Origin of the sequence: Streptomyces sp. NPDC006733, assembly GCF_040636125.1 — a bacterium.
Taxonomy (GTDB): domain Bacteria; phylum Actinomycetota; class Actinomycetes; order Streptomycetales; family Streptomycetaceae; genus Actinacidiphila.
The window spans coordinates 72110-88824 of the sequence record NZ_JBEYJD010000006.1; the positions used below are offsets into that span (position 1 = coordinate 72110).

The 16715-nt window shown below is 74.1% G+C and carries 15 protein-coding genes; 7 read left to right on the forward strand and 8 right to left on the reverse strand.

Annotation, left to right across the window (positions count from 1 at the left end):
- Positions 1 to 100: 100 nt before the first annotated feature.
- Genes ABZ721_RS07885 through ABZ721_RS07900 form a run of 4 tightly spaced genes read right to left on the reverse strand, consistent with a single transcriptional unit; the run spans position 101 to position 5252 of the window.
- Complete coding sequence (locus tag ABZ721_RS07885; RefSeq protein ID WP_358787720.1) at positions 101 to 1483, reverse strand: AAA family ATPase; 1383 nt, start codon at positions 1481 to 1483, stop codon at positions 101 to 103.
- Complete coding sequence (locus ABZ721_RS07890; RefSeq protein WP_358787721.1) at positions 1480 to 3111, reverse strand: hypothetical protein; 1632 nt, start codon at positions 3109 to 3111, stop codon at positions 1480 to 1482. Before ABZ721_RS07890 ends, ABZ721_RS07885 begins: the two co-directional genes overlap by 4 nt.
- Positions 3102 to 4247 carry a hypothetical protein gene (locus ABZ721_RS07895; protein WP_358787722.1) on the reverse strand — a complete coding sequence of 382 codons (1146 nt, stop codon included), beginning with the start codon at positions 4245 to 4247 and terminating at the stop codon, positions 3102 to 3104. The genes ABZ721_RS07890 and ABZ721_RS07895 overlap by 10 nt, the downstream gene beginning before the upstream one ends.
- Before the next feature lie 21 nt (positions 4248 to 4268).
- Entirely contained in the window at positions 4269 to 5252 is a 984-nt protein-coding gene (locus ABZ721_RS07900; RefSeq protein WP_358787723.1) for a phosphatase PAP2 family protein, read from the reverse strand.
- A gap of 213 nt (positions 5253 to 5465) precedes the next feature.
- Here ABZ721_RS07900 and ABZ721_RS07905 point away from each other — a divergent pair, with 213 nt between their 5' ends.
- On the forward strand, positions 5466 to 6167 hold the full coding sequence (locus tag ABZ721_RS07905; protein WP_358787724.1) for a TetR/AcrR family transcriptional regulator: 702 nt from the start codon (positions 5466 to 5468) through the stop codon (positions 6165 to 6167).
- Positions 6168 to 6206: 39 nt separating this feature from the next.
- A complete protein-coding gene (locus tag ABZ721_RS07910) occupies positions 6207 to 6815 on the forward strand; it encodes a histidine phosphatase family protein (protein ID WP_358787725.1) in 609 nt (202 codons plus the stop codon).
- Between the two features lie 31 nt (positions 6816 to 6846).
- Here the strand turns inward: ABZ721_RS07910 and ABZ721_RS07915 are convergent, their stop codons facing one another.
- The gene (locus ABZ721_RS07915; protein ID WP_358787726.1) at positions 6847 to 8151 is read right to left on the reverse strand and encodes a tetratricopeptide repeat protein; all 1305 of its coding nucleotides are present in this window, start codon (positions 8149 to 8151) and stop codon (positions 6847 to 6849) included.
- 253 nt (positions 8152 to 8404) lie between these two features.
- Here ABZ721_RS07915 and ABZ721_RS07920 point away from each other — a divergent pair, with 253 nt between their 5' ends.
- Both ABZ721_RS07920 and ABZ721_RS07925 read left to right on the forward strand, forming a co-directional pair.
- Positions 8405 to 8764: a hypothetical protein gene (locus ABZ721_RS07920; RefSeq protein WP_358787826.1), complete on the forward strand. Its 360-nt coding sequence runs from the start codon at positions 8405 to 8407 to the stop codon at positions 8762 to 8764.
- 25 nt (positions 8765 to 8789) lie between these two features.
- On the forward strand, positions 8790 to 9656 hold the full coding sequence (locus ABZ721_RS07925; RefSeq protein WP_358787727.1) for a fused MFS/spermidine synthase: 867 nt from the start codon (positions 8790 to 8792) through the stop codon (positions 9654 to 9656).
- 99 nt (positions 9657 to 9755) lie between these two features.
- Here the strand turns inward: ABZ721_RS07925 and ABZ721_RS07930 are convergent, their stop codons facing one another.
- A complete protein-coding gene (locus tag ABZ721_RS07930; RefSeq protein WP_358787728.1) occupies positions 9756 to 10295 on the reverse strand; it encodes a hypothetical protein in 540 nt (179 codons plus the stop codon).
- A 167-nt stretch (positions 10296 to 10462) separates the two neighbouring features.
- Here ABZ721_RS07930 and ABZ721_RS07935 point away from each other — a divergent pair, with 167 nt between their 5' ends.
- The 3 genes from ABZ721_RS07935 (at position 10463) to ABZ721_RS07945 (ending at position 14147) form a co-directional block, all read left to right on the forward strand.
- The gene (locus ABZ721_RS07935; protein WP_358787729.1) at positions 10463 to 11152 is read left to right on the forward strand and encodes a response regulator transcription factor; all 690 of its coding nucleotides are present in this window, start codon (positions 10463 to 10465) and stop codon (positions 11150 to 11152) included.
- The gene (locus ABZ721_RS07940; protein WP_358787730.1) at positions 11149 to 12543 is read left to right on the forward strand and encodes a HAMP domain-containing sensor histidine kinase; all 1395 of its coding nucleotides are present in this window, start codon (positions 11149 to 11151) and stop codon (positions 12541 to 12543) included. Before ABZ721_RS07935 ends, ABZ721_RS07940 begins: the two co-directional genes overlap by 4 nt.
- A gap of 125 nt (positions 12544 to 12668) precedes the next feature.
- The gene (locus ABZ721_RS07945; protein ID WP_358787731.1) at positions 12669 to 14147 is read left to right on the forward strand and encodes a cellulose binding domain-containing protein; all 1479 of its coding nucleotides are present in this window, start codon (positions 12669 to 12671) and stop codon (positions 14145 to 14147) included.
- A 133-nt stretch (positions 14148 to 14280) separates the two neighbouring features.
- On the opposite strand, the gene ABZ721_RS07950 is transcribed toward ABZ721_RS07945, so the two are convergent.
- Together ABZ721_RS07950 and ABZ721_RS07955 are read right to left on the reverse strand one after the other, a co-directional pair.
- The gene (locus ABZ721_RS07950) at positions 14281 to 15738 is read right to left on the reverse strand and encodes a GH1 family beta-glucosidase (protein WP_358787732.1); all 1458 of its coding nucleotides are present in this window, start codon (positions 15736 to 15738) and stop codon (positions 14281 to 14283) included.
- Positions 15739 to 15796: 58 nt separating this feature from the next.
- Entirely contained in the window at positions 15797 to 16714 is a 918-nt protein-coding gene (locus ABZ721_RS07955) for a carbohydrate ABC transporter permease (protein ID WP_358787733.1), read from the reverse strand.
- Position 16715: the final 1 nt, after the last annotated feature.

The window sequence follows — 16715 nt, forward strand, 5'->3', positions numbered from 1 at the left end:
ACCTACCTCCAAGGGATTCGCGCGTTCCATTGTCCCGCGCCCGCGCAAGGGGGCCTCGGGCCGTCCGACGTGGGGTTCCGCACAGCCCACCGCGGCGGGCCTACGCCCGGTACGGGACCCGGTGCTCGTCCAGGTGGGCCAGGACGGCGTGGTTGGCCTCCCAGCCGTCGGGGAACTTCACCGTCACGCCCAGCTGCACCGGCTCCGTCGACGGGTGCTCGTCCAGCAGCCGGGCCACGCCCGCCCGGCAGACCACGATGCAGGCGTGCCGGTGCCGGGAGGCGAGCACGCACAGCCGGCCCGTCTCCAGGTGGAAGGCGGTCGCGTCCGGACGCCCCGACAGCGGGTGCAGGAAGACCGTCACGTCGAACTCCCGGCCCTGCAACCGGTTCGCGGTGTCCACGGCGACCCCGGTCACGCCCAGCGCGGCGAGCGCCGCCCGCACCGCCGCCGCCTGGTCGCGGTGGGCCGTGCCGACGGCGATCCGGTCCGCGGTCAGCGGCGCCGGTTCCGGCGAGCGCTCGCTGAACGTCACCCCGCCCCGGTCCAGCAGCCGGCGCACCACCAGGGCCACCGCGTGCACCGCCTCCGGATCCGTCCGGGGGGTGTGGCGGGCCGGCAGCTCCAGCAGCCCCCAGCCCGACGCGGCCGCCTCGTCCAGCACCGCGTCCGGCCCGGTGCCCTGCGAGGGGACCCCGAACGACAGCCGCCGGACGCCGGGCCCGGTGCCGCTGCGGAACGGCGTGTACGGGTAGAACGCCCGCGACACCAGCGGCGCCGCCGACGCCGGGAGCCGCCAGGAGACCGGCAGCCGGTGCTGCGGAAGCCCCGGGTTGTGCGCCAGCAGCGTCACCACCGCGCTGGCCGACGGGTCGTAACTCAGCCCCGCCCACTGGTCGGCGCCCACCACGCTGAACGGGTCGAGCTGGCCTGGGTCGCCGACGAACAGCGCCCGCTCGAAGAGCCCGGCCACCTGCAGCAGCGCGTCCGAGCGCATCTGGTACGCCTCGTCGACGATCGCGTGCCGCCAGGGCGTCGTCAGGTCGGTGGTCTTGACGTACGCCCACTTCGCCGAGGTCGCGATCACCACCTTCTGCTGCGCGAGATCGGCCACCTTCGCGGACTTCACGATCGAAGGATGGCGGTCGAGCAGCGGATCGGGCGGCGAGTCGGCGCCGTGCAGCCGCCCGATCGCCAGTCCGGGGTCGGCGGTCGCCAGCCGGTCCGCGAGGTCGTCCACCTGCGCGTTCGTCTGCGCCACGACCATCAGCGACTCGCCCGCCGCCGCCAGTTCCCGCGCGGCGCGCACCACGAGCGTCGACTTGCCCGCGCCGGGCGGGGAGTCGACGACGACGCCGCGCGACGAGCCGTGCAGCGTGTCGCGCAGGATCGCCTCCGTGACCGCCGCCGCCTCGGCGGCGGGGTCGCGCGGGGCGGGACGGGCCGGGCCGTGGGGCGGCGAGTCCTCCGTCGTGCTGCTCACAGGAAGTCCTCCACGGTGACGGGATCGGGGGCGGGGGCGGCCGGCGCGGCGGCGGCCTGCGGCGGGCCGCCGTGCGTCCACGGCGTGTCCTCGGGGTCGGGCAGCTCGGGACCGCCGCGCGGCGCGTGCTCGAACAGCGTCCAGCACACGAGGTCGCCCTCGGCGGGCACCGAGCCCTCGTCCGGGACCTTGCCGCGGCCCATGCCGTTCAGCAGCCGCACGGTGACCTCGCCGGGCGCGGGCCGGTCGACGAAGCGCGCCTCCTGCGTCTTCCCGCCGGGCAGCGCGCGGTAGAGCTTCGCGTCGGCGTCGAAGTGCGGGACGTCCGCGGTCGCGACCGTCACCAGCGGGCGCGGGCGCGGCACCTTCGCCTCGCTGTACTCCATCACCACGTCGGTGACCTCGCCCGCGAACGCCTCGCCGGACAGCCGGCGGCCCGCCATCACCAGCGGATCGTCCAGCGCCTCCTGCGCCTCCAGCCGCACCTGGGCGGTCTCCCGGCCCATCAGCTTCTGCGCGGCGGCGATGGCGTCGTCCCGCTTGGGCTGTGGCGGCTCACCGGCCCGCACGCGGTCCCGGTGCGCGGTGAACGACCAGCGGTCGCGCTTCCAGCGCTCCTCCACGTGCCCGCCCGCCGGCAGCGCCCGCAGCAGGTCGATCCCGCGCCACACGTCGTCCCAGGCCGGCCGCAACTGGCTCTCGACGAGCCCGCGCACCTCGGCCTCGGCGACGGACATCGCGGCGACCGCCATCCGGTGCCTGCCGTGCGCCAGCGCCTGCTGGACCTCCGGCTTGGACTCGCGGTACGTCGCCGCCTGGGCTTCCCCCGCCGCTCGCGCCGCCGCGCGGGCCGCGTCGTAGCGGGACATCGCCGGGGCCAGCACCGCGTTGTCGAAGGCCGGGTCGGTCGCCGGGCCCGCGGGCGGGCTGAACAGCAGGCCGTCGGCGCCGCGCCCGGTCTCCGCGCGGCGGGCCGCCTCGGCGCCGGTCATGCCCTCCGGCGGGTCGATCCAGGCCAGCAGCGCGCCCAGGTGCTGGTCCTCCAGGTTGCTCTGGCCGGTCGCCCAGTGCCGCGCCAGCAGCTCCGTCATCGACAGCAGCAGGGACGCGCCGGGCGTGCGGGCCCGCTCGCCGTAGTGGGTCAGCCAGCGCCCGGCCAGCGGTACCCGCGACGGGACGGGATACGGCTCGTCCGGATTCTCCTCCGCCGTGCGGCGGAACCGCGTCGAGCGGCCGAGCAGCCGGACGTAGTCGGCCGCCGCCGCGTTCGGCACGATGATCTGCGGGGCGTCGGCGCAGACCTCGGACTCCTCGCGGTTGCGCGTCGCCGGTTCGGTCTCCACCACGTCCGCGTACCGGTCCATGTGCGCGACGACCGTGGTCGCCAGCGCCGCCAGGAAGTCGAAGCGCAGGTCCCGGTCGCGCGGCTGCGGCACCACCAGGAGACTCGGCCAGGCCCGGTCGCGGCCCACCAGCGCGCCCAGCGGCGCGCCGACCTCGCCCGCCGTGGTCAGCGGCACGAAGACCAGCGGACGGTCCGACAGGTGACGGTGCCTGACCGTCGTCAGCGGCTGCGCCCGGCCCGCGACCACGGCCTCGGCCCGCGCCAGGGTCCCGATCAGTGACATGCGGTACCTCCGGCGGCGAGCGCCTCGGCGCGCAGGGCGGCGGCCCGGCGCAGCGCGGCGACGGCCGGGTCGGCCTCGGCGCCGGCGGCGTCCGTGCCGAGGGCGGCGGCGAGCACCGCCTCGACCGTGGTCAGGGTGCCCAGCTCGCCGCGCAGGCTCCGGCCGAGGGACTCGACGGAGCCGCAGGCGCGGGAGCGGTCACGGCAGTGGAAGGCCAGCTCGCAGGCGGCCAGGCACTCGGGGGAGTACGCGGCGGGCAGCGACTCGACGGCCGCGGTCAGCTCGGGGGCGGGCCGGGTCGGCGTGCGGCCGTCCGCGGACCAGCGCAGGTCGAACGTGGTGCCCTCCGGCAGCTCCGCCGCGATCTCCTCGATGCGCGTCAGCCGGGTCAGCTGCCGCCGGGTCACCGACAGCTGCTTGCGCACGTCGACGAACTGGGCCGTCGGCAGGTTGGAGAAGTCCTTGGGGCAGACCAGCAGCACGTCGTGCGAGACCCGCACCTCGGCCGCGGACCCGGACTCCTGCAGGGTCGGGGCGAGCCGCTCCAGCGCCAGCACGTAGACGGCGGCCTGGCGGGCGGCGGCGCCCACCTTCACCGAGTCCGCGCCGCCGTCCAGGATCGGGAAGGACTTGACCTCCACGACCGTCCACGTGCCGTCCGGCGCGACCGCCACCGCGTCCGGCTCCAGGTAGGCCGTGGAGCCGGCCACGTCCAGCACCAGCAGCGGGTGGTCCAGCAGCGTCCAGCAGCCGGCGGTCGTCGCCTCCGCGAGGGCCAGCCGCGTCCGCGCCGTACGGCCCTCGGGGCCCGCGGCCGACAGGTCCGGCAGCAGGGCGCCGCTGTCCTCGGGGGCGCCCAGCAGCCGGAGCAGCTCGGCGCACTTGTCCGCCTTGACGCGGGCCTCGAAGGCATGGCCGCGGGCGAAGGCGAACTGGGACTGACCGAACGGGGCGGGCGCGCCCAGCACCTGCGCGACCGCCCCCTTGTCGATCCCGGCGGCGTCGAGCAGGGCCCGGCGGCGGCAGCCGGGGTTCGCGGCCAGGGCCGCGAGGGCCCGCGCGTCGAGCGGACGTGGTGGCGTGGCCGGTCCGCGCAACTCGGCCAGCCGCTCCCGCAGATAGTGCGTAGTGCTCACCCGCGGAAGTCTCGCACCCCGCTACGACAATCGGCCCTGACCCACGGAAGACCTGCTCGTGGGATCGGCTCTGTGCCCGTCCTGCGACGCCGTCCGCGGGGTCGGGACGCCGCTCGGTGCGGGGCCGTGCGGCGCGTTCCTGGACGCCGTCGGGCTCTTGGTGCCGCCGGAGGGTGCGGAGGCCGCCACGACGGGGCTGTGGCCCTCCGCGGAGGTGGTGGCGCCGGACCGGACGGCCCGCCGGGCGCGCAGCGCGTCGACGGCGGCCAGCGCCTTGGGGGCCAGCAGGTACCCGATGCCCATGACGGCCGCGCCGGCGACCGCGTCCAGCAGGTAGTGGTTGGCGGTGCCCATCACCACGAAGGTGGTGAGCAGCGGGTACAGGATGCCCAGCGAGCGCACCAGCGGGGTCCGCCCGTAGCGCCACAGCATGATCCCGCACCACAGCGCCCAGCCGACGTGCAGGCTCGGCATCGCCGCGTACTGGTTGGTCAGCCCGCCCAGGCCGCGCGGGGCGCTGGCCTCCTGGCCCCACCAGCCGTAGGAGCCGTACTGCGCCATGGTGTCGATGAAGCCGTGGCTGGAGTCGAGCAGCCGCGGCGGGGCCGTGGGCGTGAGGGTGAAGCCGATCAGGCCGATCAGGGTGGAGAGCATCAGCCACGTGCGGGCCGCGCGGTAGTGCGTCGGCCGCCGCCGCCAGAGCCAGACCAGGATCGCGGGCGTCACGAGGTAGTGCAGGGAGGCGTACGCGAAGTCCGCCGGCACACCGATCGCCGCGTACTTCGTACAGATGCCGTTGAGCCAGCGCTCCGGGTCGATCCGCATCAGCTCTTCGAGATGCAGGATGTCGATCCCGCTCTCCATGGCGCTGTCCACGTCGCCGCGGACCAGCAGGCGGCCGCACGAGTAGAGGGCGTACACGACGGCGATGAGCGGCAGCTCGGTCCACCAGCGCAGCCGGCCCCGATAGGCCGAGGCGCGAGGCGCTGTGGCGGTGATCGTCATGCGGCCGTTCTCCCCGTTTCGCGGATGTGGCTCGTTGCGGACCATGTCGTAGGCTCTACCGTACGTCGTACGCTAGACAGCCCGCACATCGCCCCGGAAATTCCCGGCCACATACTGTTTGTCCCGTGTTCAACATCTCTTGGTCGGGCATGCGTAGGTAGGACGCCAGGGGCGCCCTCCCAGGTTGCTCCCCGCGAGAAGTTAGAGAATGGCATGACCGTCACCCAGCCGGCTCGTTCCCCCCGGCGCCGCGCCCCCCGAAACACCCTCAATCCGGACAGAATCCTCGACGCAGCGGTCGCCCTTCTCGACCGGGACGGCGCCGAGGCGTTCACCATGCGCGCCCTCGCCGCGCAGCTCGGCGTGGGCACGATGGCCGTCTACTCGCACTTCCGCAGCAAGGAGGAGATCAGCGACGCCGTCGCGCAGCGGCTCCTCGGCGAGGTCGAGCTGCCCGCCCCCGGCGAGGTCGCGGGCGACGCCCGCGAGCAGCTGCGTGAGGTGTGTCGCAGTGTCTTCCGGCTCTTCGCCGACCACCCGTCGGCCCTCCAGCTGCTGACCACCCGGCCGATGCGCGGCGACGAGGCCATCGCCGTCATCGACCGCATGCTCGGCCTGCTGCGCGCGGCCGGCCTCGACCGGGTCGACGCCGCGCGCGCCCACGTCGCCCTCATGCAGTACACGGTCGGGTCCGCGCTGTGGAACGTCCGGCGGGACCGCGCCCTGTGCGAGGACGGCCTGCGCGAGCGGGTGCGCGCCCGGCTCGCCGACCTCCCCGCCGACCGCTACCCCGCGCTCACCGAGCTCGTCCCCGAGCTCGCCATCGCCCAGGACGCGGGGATGGCCCAGTACGAACTCGGTCTCGACGGGCTGCTGACCGGCCTCATCGGACCGGCGGTCCGCAGTACGCGATGATGGAGTGATCTCCTTCACGTGATCGAAAGGTCCCCTCGCATGGCTCCGCGCATCCTTCTGGTCCGTCACGGCCAGACGGAGTGGTCGCTCTCCGGCCGCCACACCGGCCGCACCGACATCCCCCTCACCGAGGAGGGCCGACGCACCGCGCGGCTGCTCGCCGACCGGCTCGGCGGCGCGCCCTGGGACGGGCTGCCCGGCGTCGAGGTCCGCACCAGCCCGCTCGTCCGGGCGAGCGAGACCTGCGACCTCACCGGCTTCGGCGACCGCGCCACCCCGTGGGACGCGCTCATGGAGTGGGACTACGGGGCGTACGAGGGGCTCACCCCGGACGAGATCGCCGCACGCGAACGCGCGGCGGGACGGCCCGACTGGAACATCTGGCGCGACGGGATCGTGGACGGGGAGGCACTCGCGGCGGTCGCGGCCCGCGCGGACGAGGTGATCGCCTGGGCCCGCTCGGCCGACCGCGACGTCCTCGTCTTCGCCCACGGCCACTACCTGCGCACCCTTGGCGCCCGCTGGCTGGGCCTGGACCCCTCGTTCGGCGCGTCGATCCGCCTGGACCCGGCCTCCCTGTCGATCCTGGGCTGGGCCTACGGCGAACCGGCGGTCGAACGCTGGAACGACACGGGCCACCTCGGCTGACGGGGGCGACGCCCCCGCCGGGAGCCGGGCGCTACTGCCGGCGGTTCAGGAACTCGGCCACCGCCGCGGTCCGGTGGTGGGGGCGCAGCCGGGTGGCCGTGGTGGTGAGCAGGGCCCGGACGCGGGAGGACTGGACGCGGCCGAGGAGGTCCAGGACGCGTGAGCCGGCCGCGGCCGCCTCGTCCGGCCGGTTGCCCGCGGCGAGGTTCGCCGCCAACTCGGCGCCGTAGAGTGCGATGTTGCGCGCGAAGTGCGGGTCCTGGAGGCTCACCGCGCGCCGCGCGGAGTCCGCGGCGCGGCGGTGGTCGCCCAGCGCCGACCAGGACTGCGCCTCCAGGCCCGCCAGTTCGGCCTCGCCGAAGAACGTCATCCACTGCGGATCGGCGTCCGACGGCCCGCGGCCGTACAGGGACTGGGCGCGCGTCAGCGCCCGTTCGCACCCGGCGCGGTCGCCGAGCCCCGCCCGGCCGCCCGCCTCGCGCAGCGCGAGCAGCGACAGCAGCCGGGGCGAGGAGAGCCGTCTGGCGGCCGCCTGGGCCGCCTGCGCGGCCCGCACCGCCTCGTGCGGCCGGCCCGCGTCACGGGCCAGGAAGGCGGTGTTGCAGAACGCGTGCGCCTCCAGGGCCGCGTCGCCCGACACGCGGGCCGTCGCGAGCGCCTCGGCGTAGTAGGAGCGGGCGTCGGCGAACCGGCCGGAGTCGTGGGCCAGCCACCCGACGGAGACGGCCAGTTCGCCCGCTCCGGCGTACAGGCCGTCGGCCACGGACTGGCTGTAGGCGCCCTCGTCGAGCAGCCGGTAGGCGGTCCGCAGGGCCTGGCCGGCCTGCTCGAACAGGCCGGCCGCGCCGTGCCGGTCGTCGTGCAGCCGGATGTGCCGGACGGCCTCCTCGACGGCGCGGACGTCGTTGACGCCGACCCGGCGCGGGTCGGACACCAGGGCGGTCGCCACGACGGCGGGGCCGCCGGTCATGAACACGCGACGCAGCACGTCGCTCTCCTCGAACTCGGTTTCGTACGTCTCTTGCGGCGGCGGGCCGCCGCGCCTGCCGCCCCGTACCGCTTCGCGGGGTGCGAAGCCCAGGTCGCCCAGCGACCGGCCGGGGAACATGTGGCGGAACACCCGCTCGTAGGCGTAGTTGGGGCACCGGATCTCCCCGGCCTCCACCCGCCCGATGTACCGGGCGTCGCAGCTGACCTGCTCACCGATCTCGCGCGCCGCACGGCGTACCGCCGCGGCGAACTCGTTGGGGGAACGGTCTCCGCGCAACTGCCGGAAGGCCGCGTTGGCCATGGTGGCGGGTCGGGCTGGATCGGGACTGGAGGACGGTGAAGCCATGGCGGACTCCTGGTGCGGACGGGCGCGACGACGGTACCCGCTGTGACAGGTCAGATACCAAGAGTTTGCCTACAAAAGGGATATCTCACCCAGGAACTGCCATGAAATGCCACCCCTTGCGGCGTTAAAGGGCCGTAGCTGTTGACACGGAAGAGCGTTGTACACCTCATAAGGGCGGTGCTGCGTCCGCCCGCGAGGAGGGTTTCCCTTGTTGCACACCGATCGGCACGAACCGAGTCCGGAGCGGAGCGAGCTGCCGCCGTCGACCCCGCCGTGCGACCTCGTCACCGTCCCGGTCCAGCAGGGGCTGGAGGCCGTCGACATCCTGCGGCTGCGAACCGGCGTGGGGCCGGTGCTGCACGACGACGCGGGGGACGGCATCGGCTTCCTGGTGCCGCAGGGCACCGCCGACGGCTGGGACCTGCCCGGCAGTTCGTGTACGCGGAGCAACGGGCGCGGCTTCTCGATCGGCGCTGAGCCGGCGGCGGAGGGCTCCGGCTGGCTGGTGCCGCCGGACAGCGGGCCCGGCCGGATCACCGCCACCGACCCGGTCGTGCTGCGGGCGGCGCTCGGCGAGGCGGCCCGCACGATCCGGCTGGCCGGCGGCGTCTGATCGTCCCCTGGCCGATACTGGTCGGGTGGCAGGTAAGAAGCAGGGCGGAAGGGCGCAGGCCAGGGAAGCGGTGGCCGCCGCCGTCGACGGCGGGCGGGCCGAGCTGGTCCCGGACCGGGAGCGGCCGCGCGGCTGGACGCTGCTGATCGACGGAGCCCCGCAGTCGCACGTCGATCTGGACGACCCGTCGTACCTGGACTTCTCGTACCAGCGCCGGCTCGGCCACGTCATCGACCTGATCGCGCCCCCGGGACGCCCGCTGCAGGTGCTCCACCTGGGCGGCGGAGCGCTCACCCTGGCCCGGTACACCGCCGCGACCCGGCCGCGCTCCACGCAGCAGGCCGTGGAGCTCGACGGCCCGCTCGTCGAGCTGGTCCGCCGCGAGCTGCCGTGGGACAGGACCTGGCGGATCAAGGTGCGCGGCGGTGACGCGCGGGCCGGGCTCGGCAAGGTCCCCGACGGCTGGGCCGACCTGGTCATCGCCGACGTCTTCGGCGGCGCCCGCACCCCCGCCCACCTGACCAGCACGGAGTTCCTGCACGAGGTACGGCGGGCGCTGCGCCCCGGCGGCTTCTACGCGGCCAACCTCGCCGACGGCGGTGCGCTCGGCTTCCTGCGCGCCCAGATCGCCACCGTCCGGTCGGCCTTCGCCGAGGTCTGCGTCAGCGCCGACCCCGCCGTGCTGCGCGGCCGCCGCTTCGGCAACGCCATCCTGCTGGCCGCCGACACCGAGCTGCCGATCGCCGAGCTGACCCGCCGGGTCGCCTCCGACCCGCACCCCGGCCGCGTCGAACACGGCCGCCCGCTGGCCGACTTCGCGGGCGGCGCCGCCCCGGTCACCGACGCGACGGCCGCCCGGTCGCCGGCCCCGCCGGAGTCGGTCTTCCGCTGACCGCGCCGACCGGATGCCGTGAACCGCGCGAACGTGAACCGCGCGGACGGGATCCGCGCGAACGTGATCCCGTGAACCGCGCCGACCGGATGCCGTCCGTCAGGCCTTGTACATCTCCACCGTCGGCGGGTGGCCGTTCCACGTGCAGAAGACCGACGAGGTGGCGGTGCTGCCGGTGAAGTCCACCCGTATCCACTCGTCCAGCTTCCAGACCTTCATCGCCCAGCCCGAGTCGGGAGTGGCCGAGACGAGGGTCGCCGAGGACGGTCCGAGGTCGAGCACGACCCGGCCGCCCTCGACCTTGTAACTGTGCACGTTTCCGGTGGCGTTGCCGGTGGAGGCGTCGTGCGAGGCGCCCGGGGGCCGCACGGGCGGGGTGGACGGCGCCTTCGTCGCGGGCCGGGTGGCGGGCGGCGCGGCCGGTGCGGGGGAGGTCGTGGACGGCGCAGGCTTCGGCCGGTGCGTGGAGGAGGCCACCGGTCGCGCGGAGGAGCCGGCGACGGCGTCGGAGACCGGCAGCGCGCGCGGCGGATCGTAGGCGGTACCGGTGAGCACCGAGTGCACCCCGAACCACGACATCGTCATCGCGGCGGTCGTCGCGAGTGTCCAGGCGCCGGCGTGGAGCAGTCCTCGTTGCATCGGCACATCCTGCCGCACGGGCGTCCGAACCGGGCGCTCGGCCCTGAACCCCGTCCTGATGTGCGCGAATGCGGTAGAGCGGCCGCGAGGGGGGTAAAGGGGGGCGTCGCGCGGGCGGTAAGCGGACGGACCCGTACCGCGTGCCCCGAATGGGCTACCGTGCGGCCATGGCAAGTGTGCTCGTGGTCGAGGACGACCAGTTCGTGCGCTCCGCCCTCATCCGGCACCTCACCGAGGCGGCCCACACCGTTCGCAGTGTGGGCACGGCTCTGGAGGCGCTGCGCGAGGTGGCGCAGGTCGGCTTCGACGTCGTGATCCTGGATCTCGGCCTCCCCGATCTGGACGGGTCGGAGGCGCTGAAGATGCTGCGCGGGATCACCGACGTCCCGGTGATCATCGCGACCGCCCGGGACGACGAGGCGGAGGTGGTCCGGCTGCTCAACGCGGGCGCCGACGACTACCTCGTCAAGCCGTTCTCGGTCGAGCACCTGTCCGCCCGGATGTCCGCCGTGCTGCGCCGGGCGCGCGGCCGGGAGGCCACGCCCGACGAGAGCGCGCGGCTCGCGGTCGGCGGCCTGCGGATCGACGTGCGCAGGCGGCGGGCGGAGCTCGACGGGGCGGCGCTGGACCTGACCCGCCGCGAGTTCGACCTGCTGGCCTTCCTCGCCTCGCGCCCCGGGGTCGTGGTGTCGCGCCGGGAACTGCTCGCCGAGGTGTGGCAGCAGTCCTACGGGGACGACCAGACGATCGACGTCCACCTGTCCTGGCTCCGCCGCAAACTGGGCGAGACCGCCGCCCGGCCCCGGTACCTGCACACCCTGCGCGGCGTCGGGGTGAAGCTGGAACCACCCGCATGAGATGGCTGCTGGTCAAGGTGTGCCTGGCGGTGACCGCGATGGTCGTCGTCGCGTTCGCCGTACCGCTGGGCCTGGTCGTCAAGGAGCTGGCCCGGGACCGGGCCTTCTCCAACGCCGAGCGGCAGGCCGCCGCGATCGGCCCCGCGCTGGCCATCACCACCGACCGCGTCCAGCTGGAGCGGGCGCTCGCCTCCACCCAGGCGGGCGCGGACGGCCGGATGGCGCTGCGAGTGCCGGCCACCGCCGGCTCCGCCCCGGTCGAGATCGGCAGGCACCGCTCCTCCAGCGCCGCGATGGACGCCGCCTCCAGCCGCGGCCGGGCCTCCACCGTCGGGGTCCGCGGCGGCTACGCGCTGCTGCAGCCGAACGCCGTCAGCTCCGGCACGGTCGCGGTCGTCGAGGTCTACGTGCCGGACAGCGACATCTCCCGCGGCGTCGCCACCGCGTGGCTCGTGCTGGCGGCGGTCGGCATCGGCCTGATCGTCGGCTCGGTGGCCATCGCCGACCGGCTCGGCACCCGGATGGTGCGCCCGGCGGGCCGGCTGGCGAGCGCGGCCAACGCGCTCGGCCGCGGCGACCTCGGCGTGCGGGTCTCGGAGGCCGGGCCGTCGGAACTGCGCTCGGTGGCGGTCGCGTTCAACGCCATGGCCGACCAGGTCGTCCAGCTGCTGGCCAACGAACGCGAGCTGGCCGCCGACCTCTCGCACCGGCTGCGCACCCCGCTCACCGTGCTGCGCCTCAACGTTGCCTCACTGGGGAACGGGCCCGTCGCCGAGCAGACCCGCGAGGCCGTCGCGCAGCTGGAGCGCGAGGTCGACACGATCATCCGCACCGCGCGCGAGCAGCAGAGCACCGCACCGGTCGTGGCCGGCTGCGACGCCGCCGAGGTGATCCGCGAGCGGATGGCGTTCTGGTCCGCCCTCGCGGAGGACCAGGGGCGCGAGGCGCGCACGGCGGGGGTGGACCGGCCGGTCCGGGTGCCGGTGGCGCGCGGCGAGCTGGCCGCCGCGCTCGACGCCATGCTCGGAAACGTCTTCCGGCACACCCCGGAGGGCACCGCCTTCTCCGTGGACATGCACAACGGCGAGGACGCCGTGATCGTGCTGGTCTCCGACGCCGGGACCGGCATCAAGGACCCCGCGGCCGCGCTGCGCCGCGGCCAGGGCGACGGCGGGCCGGGCTCCACGGGCCTGGGCCTGGACATCGTGCGCCGGGTCGCGGAGTCCACCGGCGGCGACATCACCATCGGCCACTCCGTGCTCGGCGGCACCGAGGTCCGGGTCTGGCTGGCGCTGCGCCCCGGCTCGGGGGAGTCCGGCCGCGGTCACCGTGTGCCACGCCGCCGTCGCAGGCCGGGGCAGAAGTCCGGCGCCAGTGGTCTGAACCATTAACCCGTCGTGATCCCTCCCTTAAGCGCGCCATAAGAACCTCAACCCCCGCTCTGGTCAGGGCTTTTGTCCGTTCCGCCCGCGCTAGCGTCGTGCCGCACCCCGCCCCCCACGAAAGGCAGGCCGGTATGGCCAGCACGCACCGCCGTCGACCCGGGCTCAAGACCAAGGCGATCGGCGGCCTCGTCGCCGCGGGCGTCGTGGCGGGAGGCGCCTTCGCGCTGGCCGGGTCGGCGAGTGCCGCGCCGGTCGGCGCCGCCTACACCAAGACGAGCGGCTGGACCGGGGGCTACACCGGCCAGTACGAGATCACGAACTCCTCGGACACGGCGCTGGCCGGCTGGACCCTGTCGTTCGACCTGCCGGCCGGCACCACGCTCAGCTCGCTGTGGAACGGCAAGGCCACCGCGAGCGGCCAGCACATCACCGTGACGCCGGAGAGCTGGAACGCCACCGTGGCGCCGGGCGCGAAGGTGGACGTCGGCTTCGTGGCGGCGTCCGCCGGCACCGCCGCCGACCCCGTCAACTGCCTGATCAACGACGCCAAGTGCTCGGTGGACAGCGGCCCGACCGCCACGCCCAGCGGCCGGCCGACGGTGACCGCGAGCCCCACCGCCTCGCCGTCCCCGACGAAGACCGCGACGCCGACGCCGACGAAGACCAGCACACCGACGCCCACCCCGACCAAGACCGGCGGCAACCCCACCCCGGTCGCCGGCGCGGGCTTCTCGCCGTACATCGACACCTCGCTGTACCCGGCCTACGACATGGTCGGCACCGCGAAGAGCACCGGCGTCAAGCAGTACAACCTCGCCTTCATCACCTCCGGCGGCGGCTGCACCCCCAAGTGGGGCGGCGTGACGGAGCTGGGCGCCGACACGGTGGCCGGCCAGATCGGCGCGCTGCGGGCGGCGGGCGGCGACGTCCGCGTCTCCTTCGGCGGCGCGTCCGGCTCCGAGCTGGGCACGGTCTGCACCTCGGTCGCCGACCTGACGGCCGCGTACGGCAAGGCCGTCGACCAGTTCAAGCTGACCAAGGTCGACTTCGACATCGAGGGCGGCGCGCTGCCGGACACCGCGTCCAACAGCCGCCGCGCGCAGGCCATCGCCGCACTGCAGAAGAGCCACAGCGGTCTCGACGTCTCGTACACCCTGCCCGCGATGCCGACCGGCCTGACGCAGGATGGCATCAACCTGCTCGCGGACGCCAAGAAGAACGGCGTGAGCGTCTCAGCCGTCAACATCATGGCGATGGACTACGGGGCCTCGTTCTCCGGCGACATGGGCCAGTACGCGATCGACGCGGCCACCGCCACGCAGGCGCAGGTCAAGAGCGTGCTCGGACTGTCGGACGCGGCCGCCTGGAAGGCGGTGGCCGTCACCCCGATGATCGGTGTGAACGACGTCAACACCGAGATCTTCAAGGTCGACGACGCGACCCAGCTGGTGGACTTCGCCAAGGCCAAGGGCCTGGGCTGGCTGTCGATGTGGTCCTCGACCCGTGACAAGCAGTGCCCCGGCGGCGCGAAGAACTACGCCGACGCGAGCTGCAGCTCGATCGTCCAGGGCGACCTGGCCTTCACCAAGGCGTTCTCCGCCGTCAACTGATCGCGGCGACCCAGCGACGCAGAGACGCAGCGCACCACGCACAGCGGCCCACCGGCGGAGCCTCCCGCCGGTGGGCCGCTGCTGTGCGAAGGGCTGCGACAGCACCCTCGAACCGCCGCACCCCCCGCGTCCCTTACGGAGCGTCGGGCTCCGTGACCTCACCCGTGCGCGCGACGTCGGCGTACCAGTGGGCGCTCGCCTTCGGGATGCGCGTCTGGGTGGCGTAGTCCACGTACACGGCGCCGAACCGCTTGCTGTAGCCGTAGGACCACTCGAAGTTGTCCATCAGCGACCAGAGGAAGTAGCCGCGGACGTCCGCGCCGTCCTCGATCGCACGGTGCACGGCGGCGAGATGGCCGCGCAGGTAGTCGATCCGCCGGGGGTCGTTGACCGTGCCCTCGGGGGAGACGTAGTCGTCGAAGGCGGCACCGTTCTCGGTGACCATCAGCGGCAGGCCGGGGTTCTCCTCGGCGGTGCGCCGCAGCAGGTCGTAGAGCCCGCTGGCGTCGACGGCCCAGCTCATCGCCGTGGTCTCGCCCGGCGGGAGGTGGAACGCGACCTCCTCGGAGCCGGGCCAGGGGGAGTGCGCGCTGGCGCCGTGGCCGTCGAAGCGGGTGGCGTCGGCGCCGTCCTGCGCGGGCAGCGGGCCCGAGACGACGGTGGGCGTGTAGTAGTTGATGCCCAGCAGGTCGATGGGGCGGGAGATCTCGGCGAGGTCGCCGTCGTGCACCAGGGACTGCCAGTCGACGATGTGCGCGGTGTCCTCCAGCAGGTCCGCCGGGTACCCGCCGTGCAGGATCGGCCCGGTGAAAACCCGGTTGCCGACGGCGTCGATCCGGCGGGCGGCGTCCAGCGCGGCGGGCGACCCGTCGAGCGGGCGCACCTGGTGGAGATTGAGGGTGATCGAGGTCTGCGCGGTAGCGGGGAGTGTGGAGCGCAGAACCCCGATCGCCCGTCCATGGGCGAGGTTGAGATGGTGGGCCGCCCTGAGCGCGGACTCCGGCTCGGTGCGGCCGGGCGCGTGCACCCCGGACCCGTAGCCGAGGAAGGCCGAGCACCACGGCTCGTTGAGGGTGGTCCAGTACGGGACGCGGTCGCCGAGCGCGGTCGCCATGATCGCGGCGTAGTCGGCGAACCGCTCGGCGGTGTCGCGCACGGTCCAGCCGCCGACCTCCTCCAGGTCCTGCGGCAGGTCCCAGTGGTAGAGGGTCGCGACCGGGGTGATCCCCTTCGCCAGCAGCTCGTCGGCGAGCGCGCGGTAGAAGTCCAGGCCGCGCTGGACGGCGGGTCCCCGGCCGGTGGGCTGGACCCGCGACCAGGAGACGGAGAAGCGGTACGCGCCGAGGCCGAGGTCGGACATCAGGGCGACGTCGTCGCGGAAGCGGTGGTAGTGGTCGGCGGCGATGTCGCCGGTGTCGCCGTTGTGGGTCCGGCCCGGGGTGTGGCTGAAGGTGTCCCAGATGGAGGGGGTGCGGCCGTCTTCGGCCACGGCACCCTCGATCTGGTAGGCGGCGGTGGCCGCGCCCCAGACGAAGCCGGGCGGAAAGCGGAGCAGACCGGTGGATGCGGTCTCGGGACGGACAGCGGTCATACGGGGGCACTCCAAAGGATGAGTGTGACGGGTGGGCGGGTGGGCCGGCGGGAGAGGATCAGCTCTTGACGGCGCCGGCGGTGATGCCGCCCACGATGTGTTTGCCGAGCAGCGCGAAGACCAGCAGCAGTGGCACGGTCGCGATCAGCGCGCCGGTCAGGACGACCGCGTGGTCGATGGTGTGGTCACCCGAACCGAGGCCGGCCAGCGCGACCTGCACGGTGGGGTTCTGTTGGTTCAGTGCGATGAACGGCCAGAAGAAGTCGTTCCAGGACTGGACGAAGACCAGCATCCCCAGCACCGCCATGGCCGGCCGGGCGATCGGGAAGACCACGTGCCAGACGATGCGCAGGCTGTGCGCCCCGTCCACCCGGGCCGCCTCGATCAGCTCGATCGGCAGGGCCTCGGCGAGGAACTGCCGCATGAAGAACACCCCGAAGGCCGCCACCAGGGACGGCAGGATGACCGACTGCAGCCGGCCCACCCACCCCAGATCGGTGATGATCTGGTAGAGCGGGATCACGCTGAGCTGCGGCGGGATCGTCATCGTGGCGACCACCAGCGTCAGCAGCCCGTTGCGGCCCCGGAAGCGCAGCTTCGCGAAGGCGAAGCCGGCCAGCGTGGCGAAGAGCACCGTGCTGAGCGAGACGAAGCCGGCGACGATCGTGGAGTTGATCAGTGCCTGGCCCATGTGGACCTGGTCCCAGGCGATCTTCAGGTTGTCGATCAGGTGGCTGCCGGGGAGCAGCTCGGTCGGCGGCTGCACGATCTGGGTGTCGGTGCTGGAGGCCGCGACGATCGTCCAGTACAGCGGGAAGAGCGAGACCAGCGCGGCGAAGACCAGGATCACGTACGTCAGGGGTCCGGCGTGGTCCTGCCGGCCCGCGCGGGCCCGGAAGCGGCGGCGTTTGGGCGGGGGAGCGGCGGGACCGGTGCCCGCCCGGCGGGCGCTCCGGTCGGCGACTGCGTGTGCCATG

Bases quoted from the DNA above. Each gene is read 5' to 3' on its own strand.
- ABZ721_RS07890 (WP_358787721.1), bottom strand. From the start codon at position 3,111: ATGTCACTGATCGGGACCCTGGCGCGGGCCGAGGCCGTGGTCGCGGGC.
- ABZ721_RS07900 (WP_358787723.1), bottom strand. From the start codon at position 5,252: ATGACGATCACCGCCACAGCGCCTCGCGCCTCGGCCTATCGGGGCCGG.
- ABZ721_RS07905 (WP_358787724.1), top strand. From the start codon at position 5,466: ATGACCGTCACCCAGCCGGCTCGTTCCCCCCGGCGCCGCGCCCCCCGA.
- ABZ721_RS07910 (WP_358787725.1), top strand. From the start codon at position 6,207: ATGGCTCCGCGCATCCTTCTGGTCCGTCACGGCCAGACGGAGTGGTCG.
- ABZ721_RS07915 (WP_358787726.1), bottom strand. From the start codon at position 8,151: ATGGCTTCACCGTCCTCCAGTCCCGATCCAGCCCGACCCGCCACCATG.
- ABZ721_RS07930 (WP_358787728.1), bottom strand. From the start codon at position 10,295: ATGCAACGAGGACTGCTCCACGCCGGCGCCTGGACACTCGCGACGACC.
- ABZ721_RS07935 (WP_358787729.1), top strand. From the start codon at position 10,463: ATGGCAAGTGTGCTCGTGGTCGAGGACGACCAGTTCGTGCGCTCCGCC.
- ABZ721_RS07940 (WP_358787730.1), top strand. From the start codon at position 11,149: ATGAGATGGCTGCTGGTCAAGGTGTGCCTGGCGGTGACCGCGATGGTC.
- ABZ721_RS07945 (WP_358787731.1), top strand. From the start codon at position 12,669: ATGGCCAGCACGCACCGCCGTCGACCCGGGCTCAAGACCAAGGCGATC.
- ABZ721_RS07950 (WP_358787732.1), bottom strand. From the start codon at position 15,738: ATGACCGCTGTCCGTCCCGAGACCGCATCCACCGGTCTGCTCCGCTTT.
- ABZ721_RS07955 (WP_358787733.1), bottom strand. From the start codon at position 16,714: ATGGCACACGCAGTCGCCGACCGGAGCGCCCGCCGGGCGGGCACCGGT.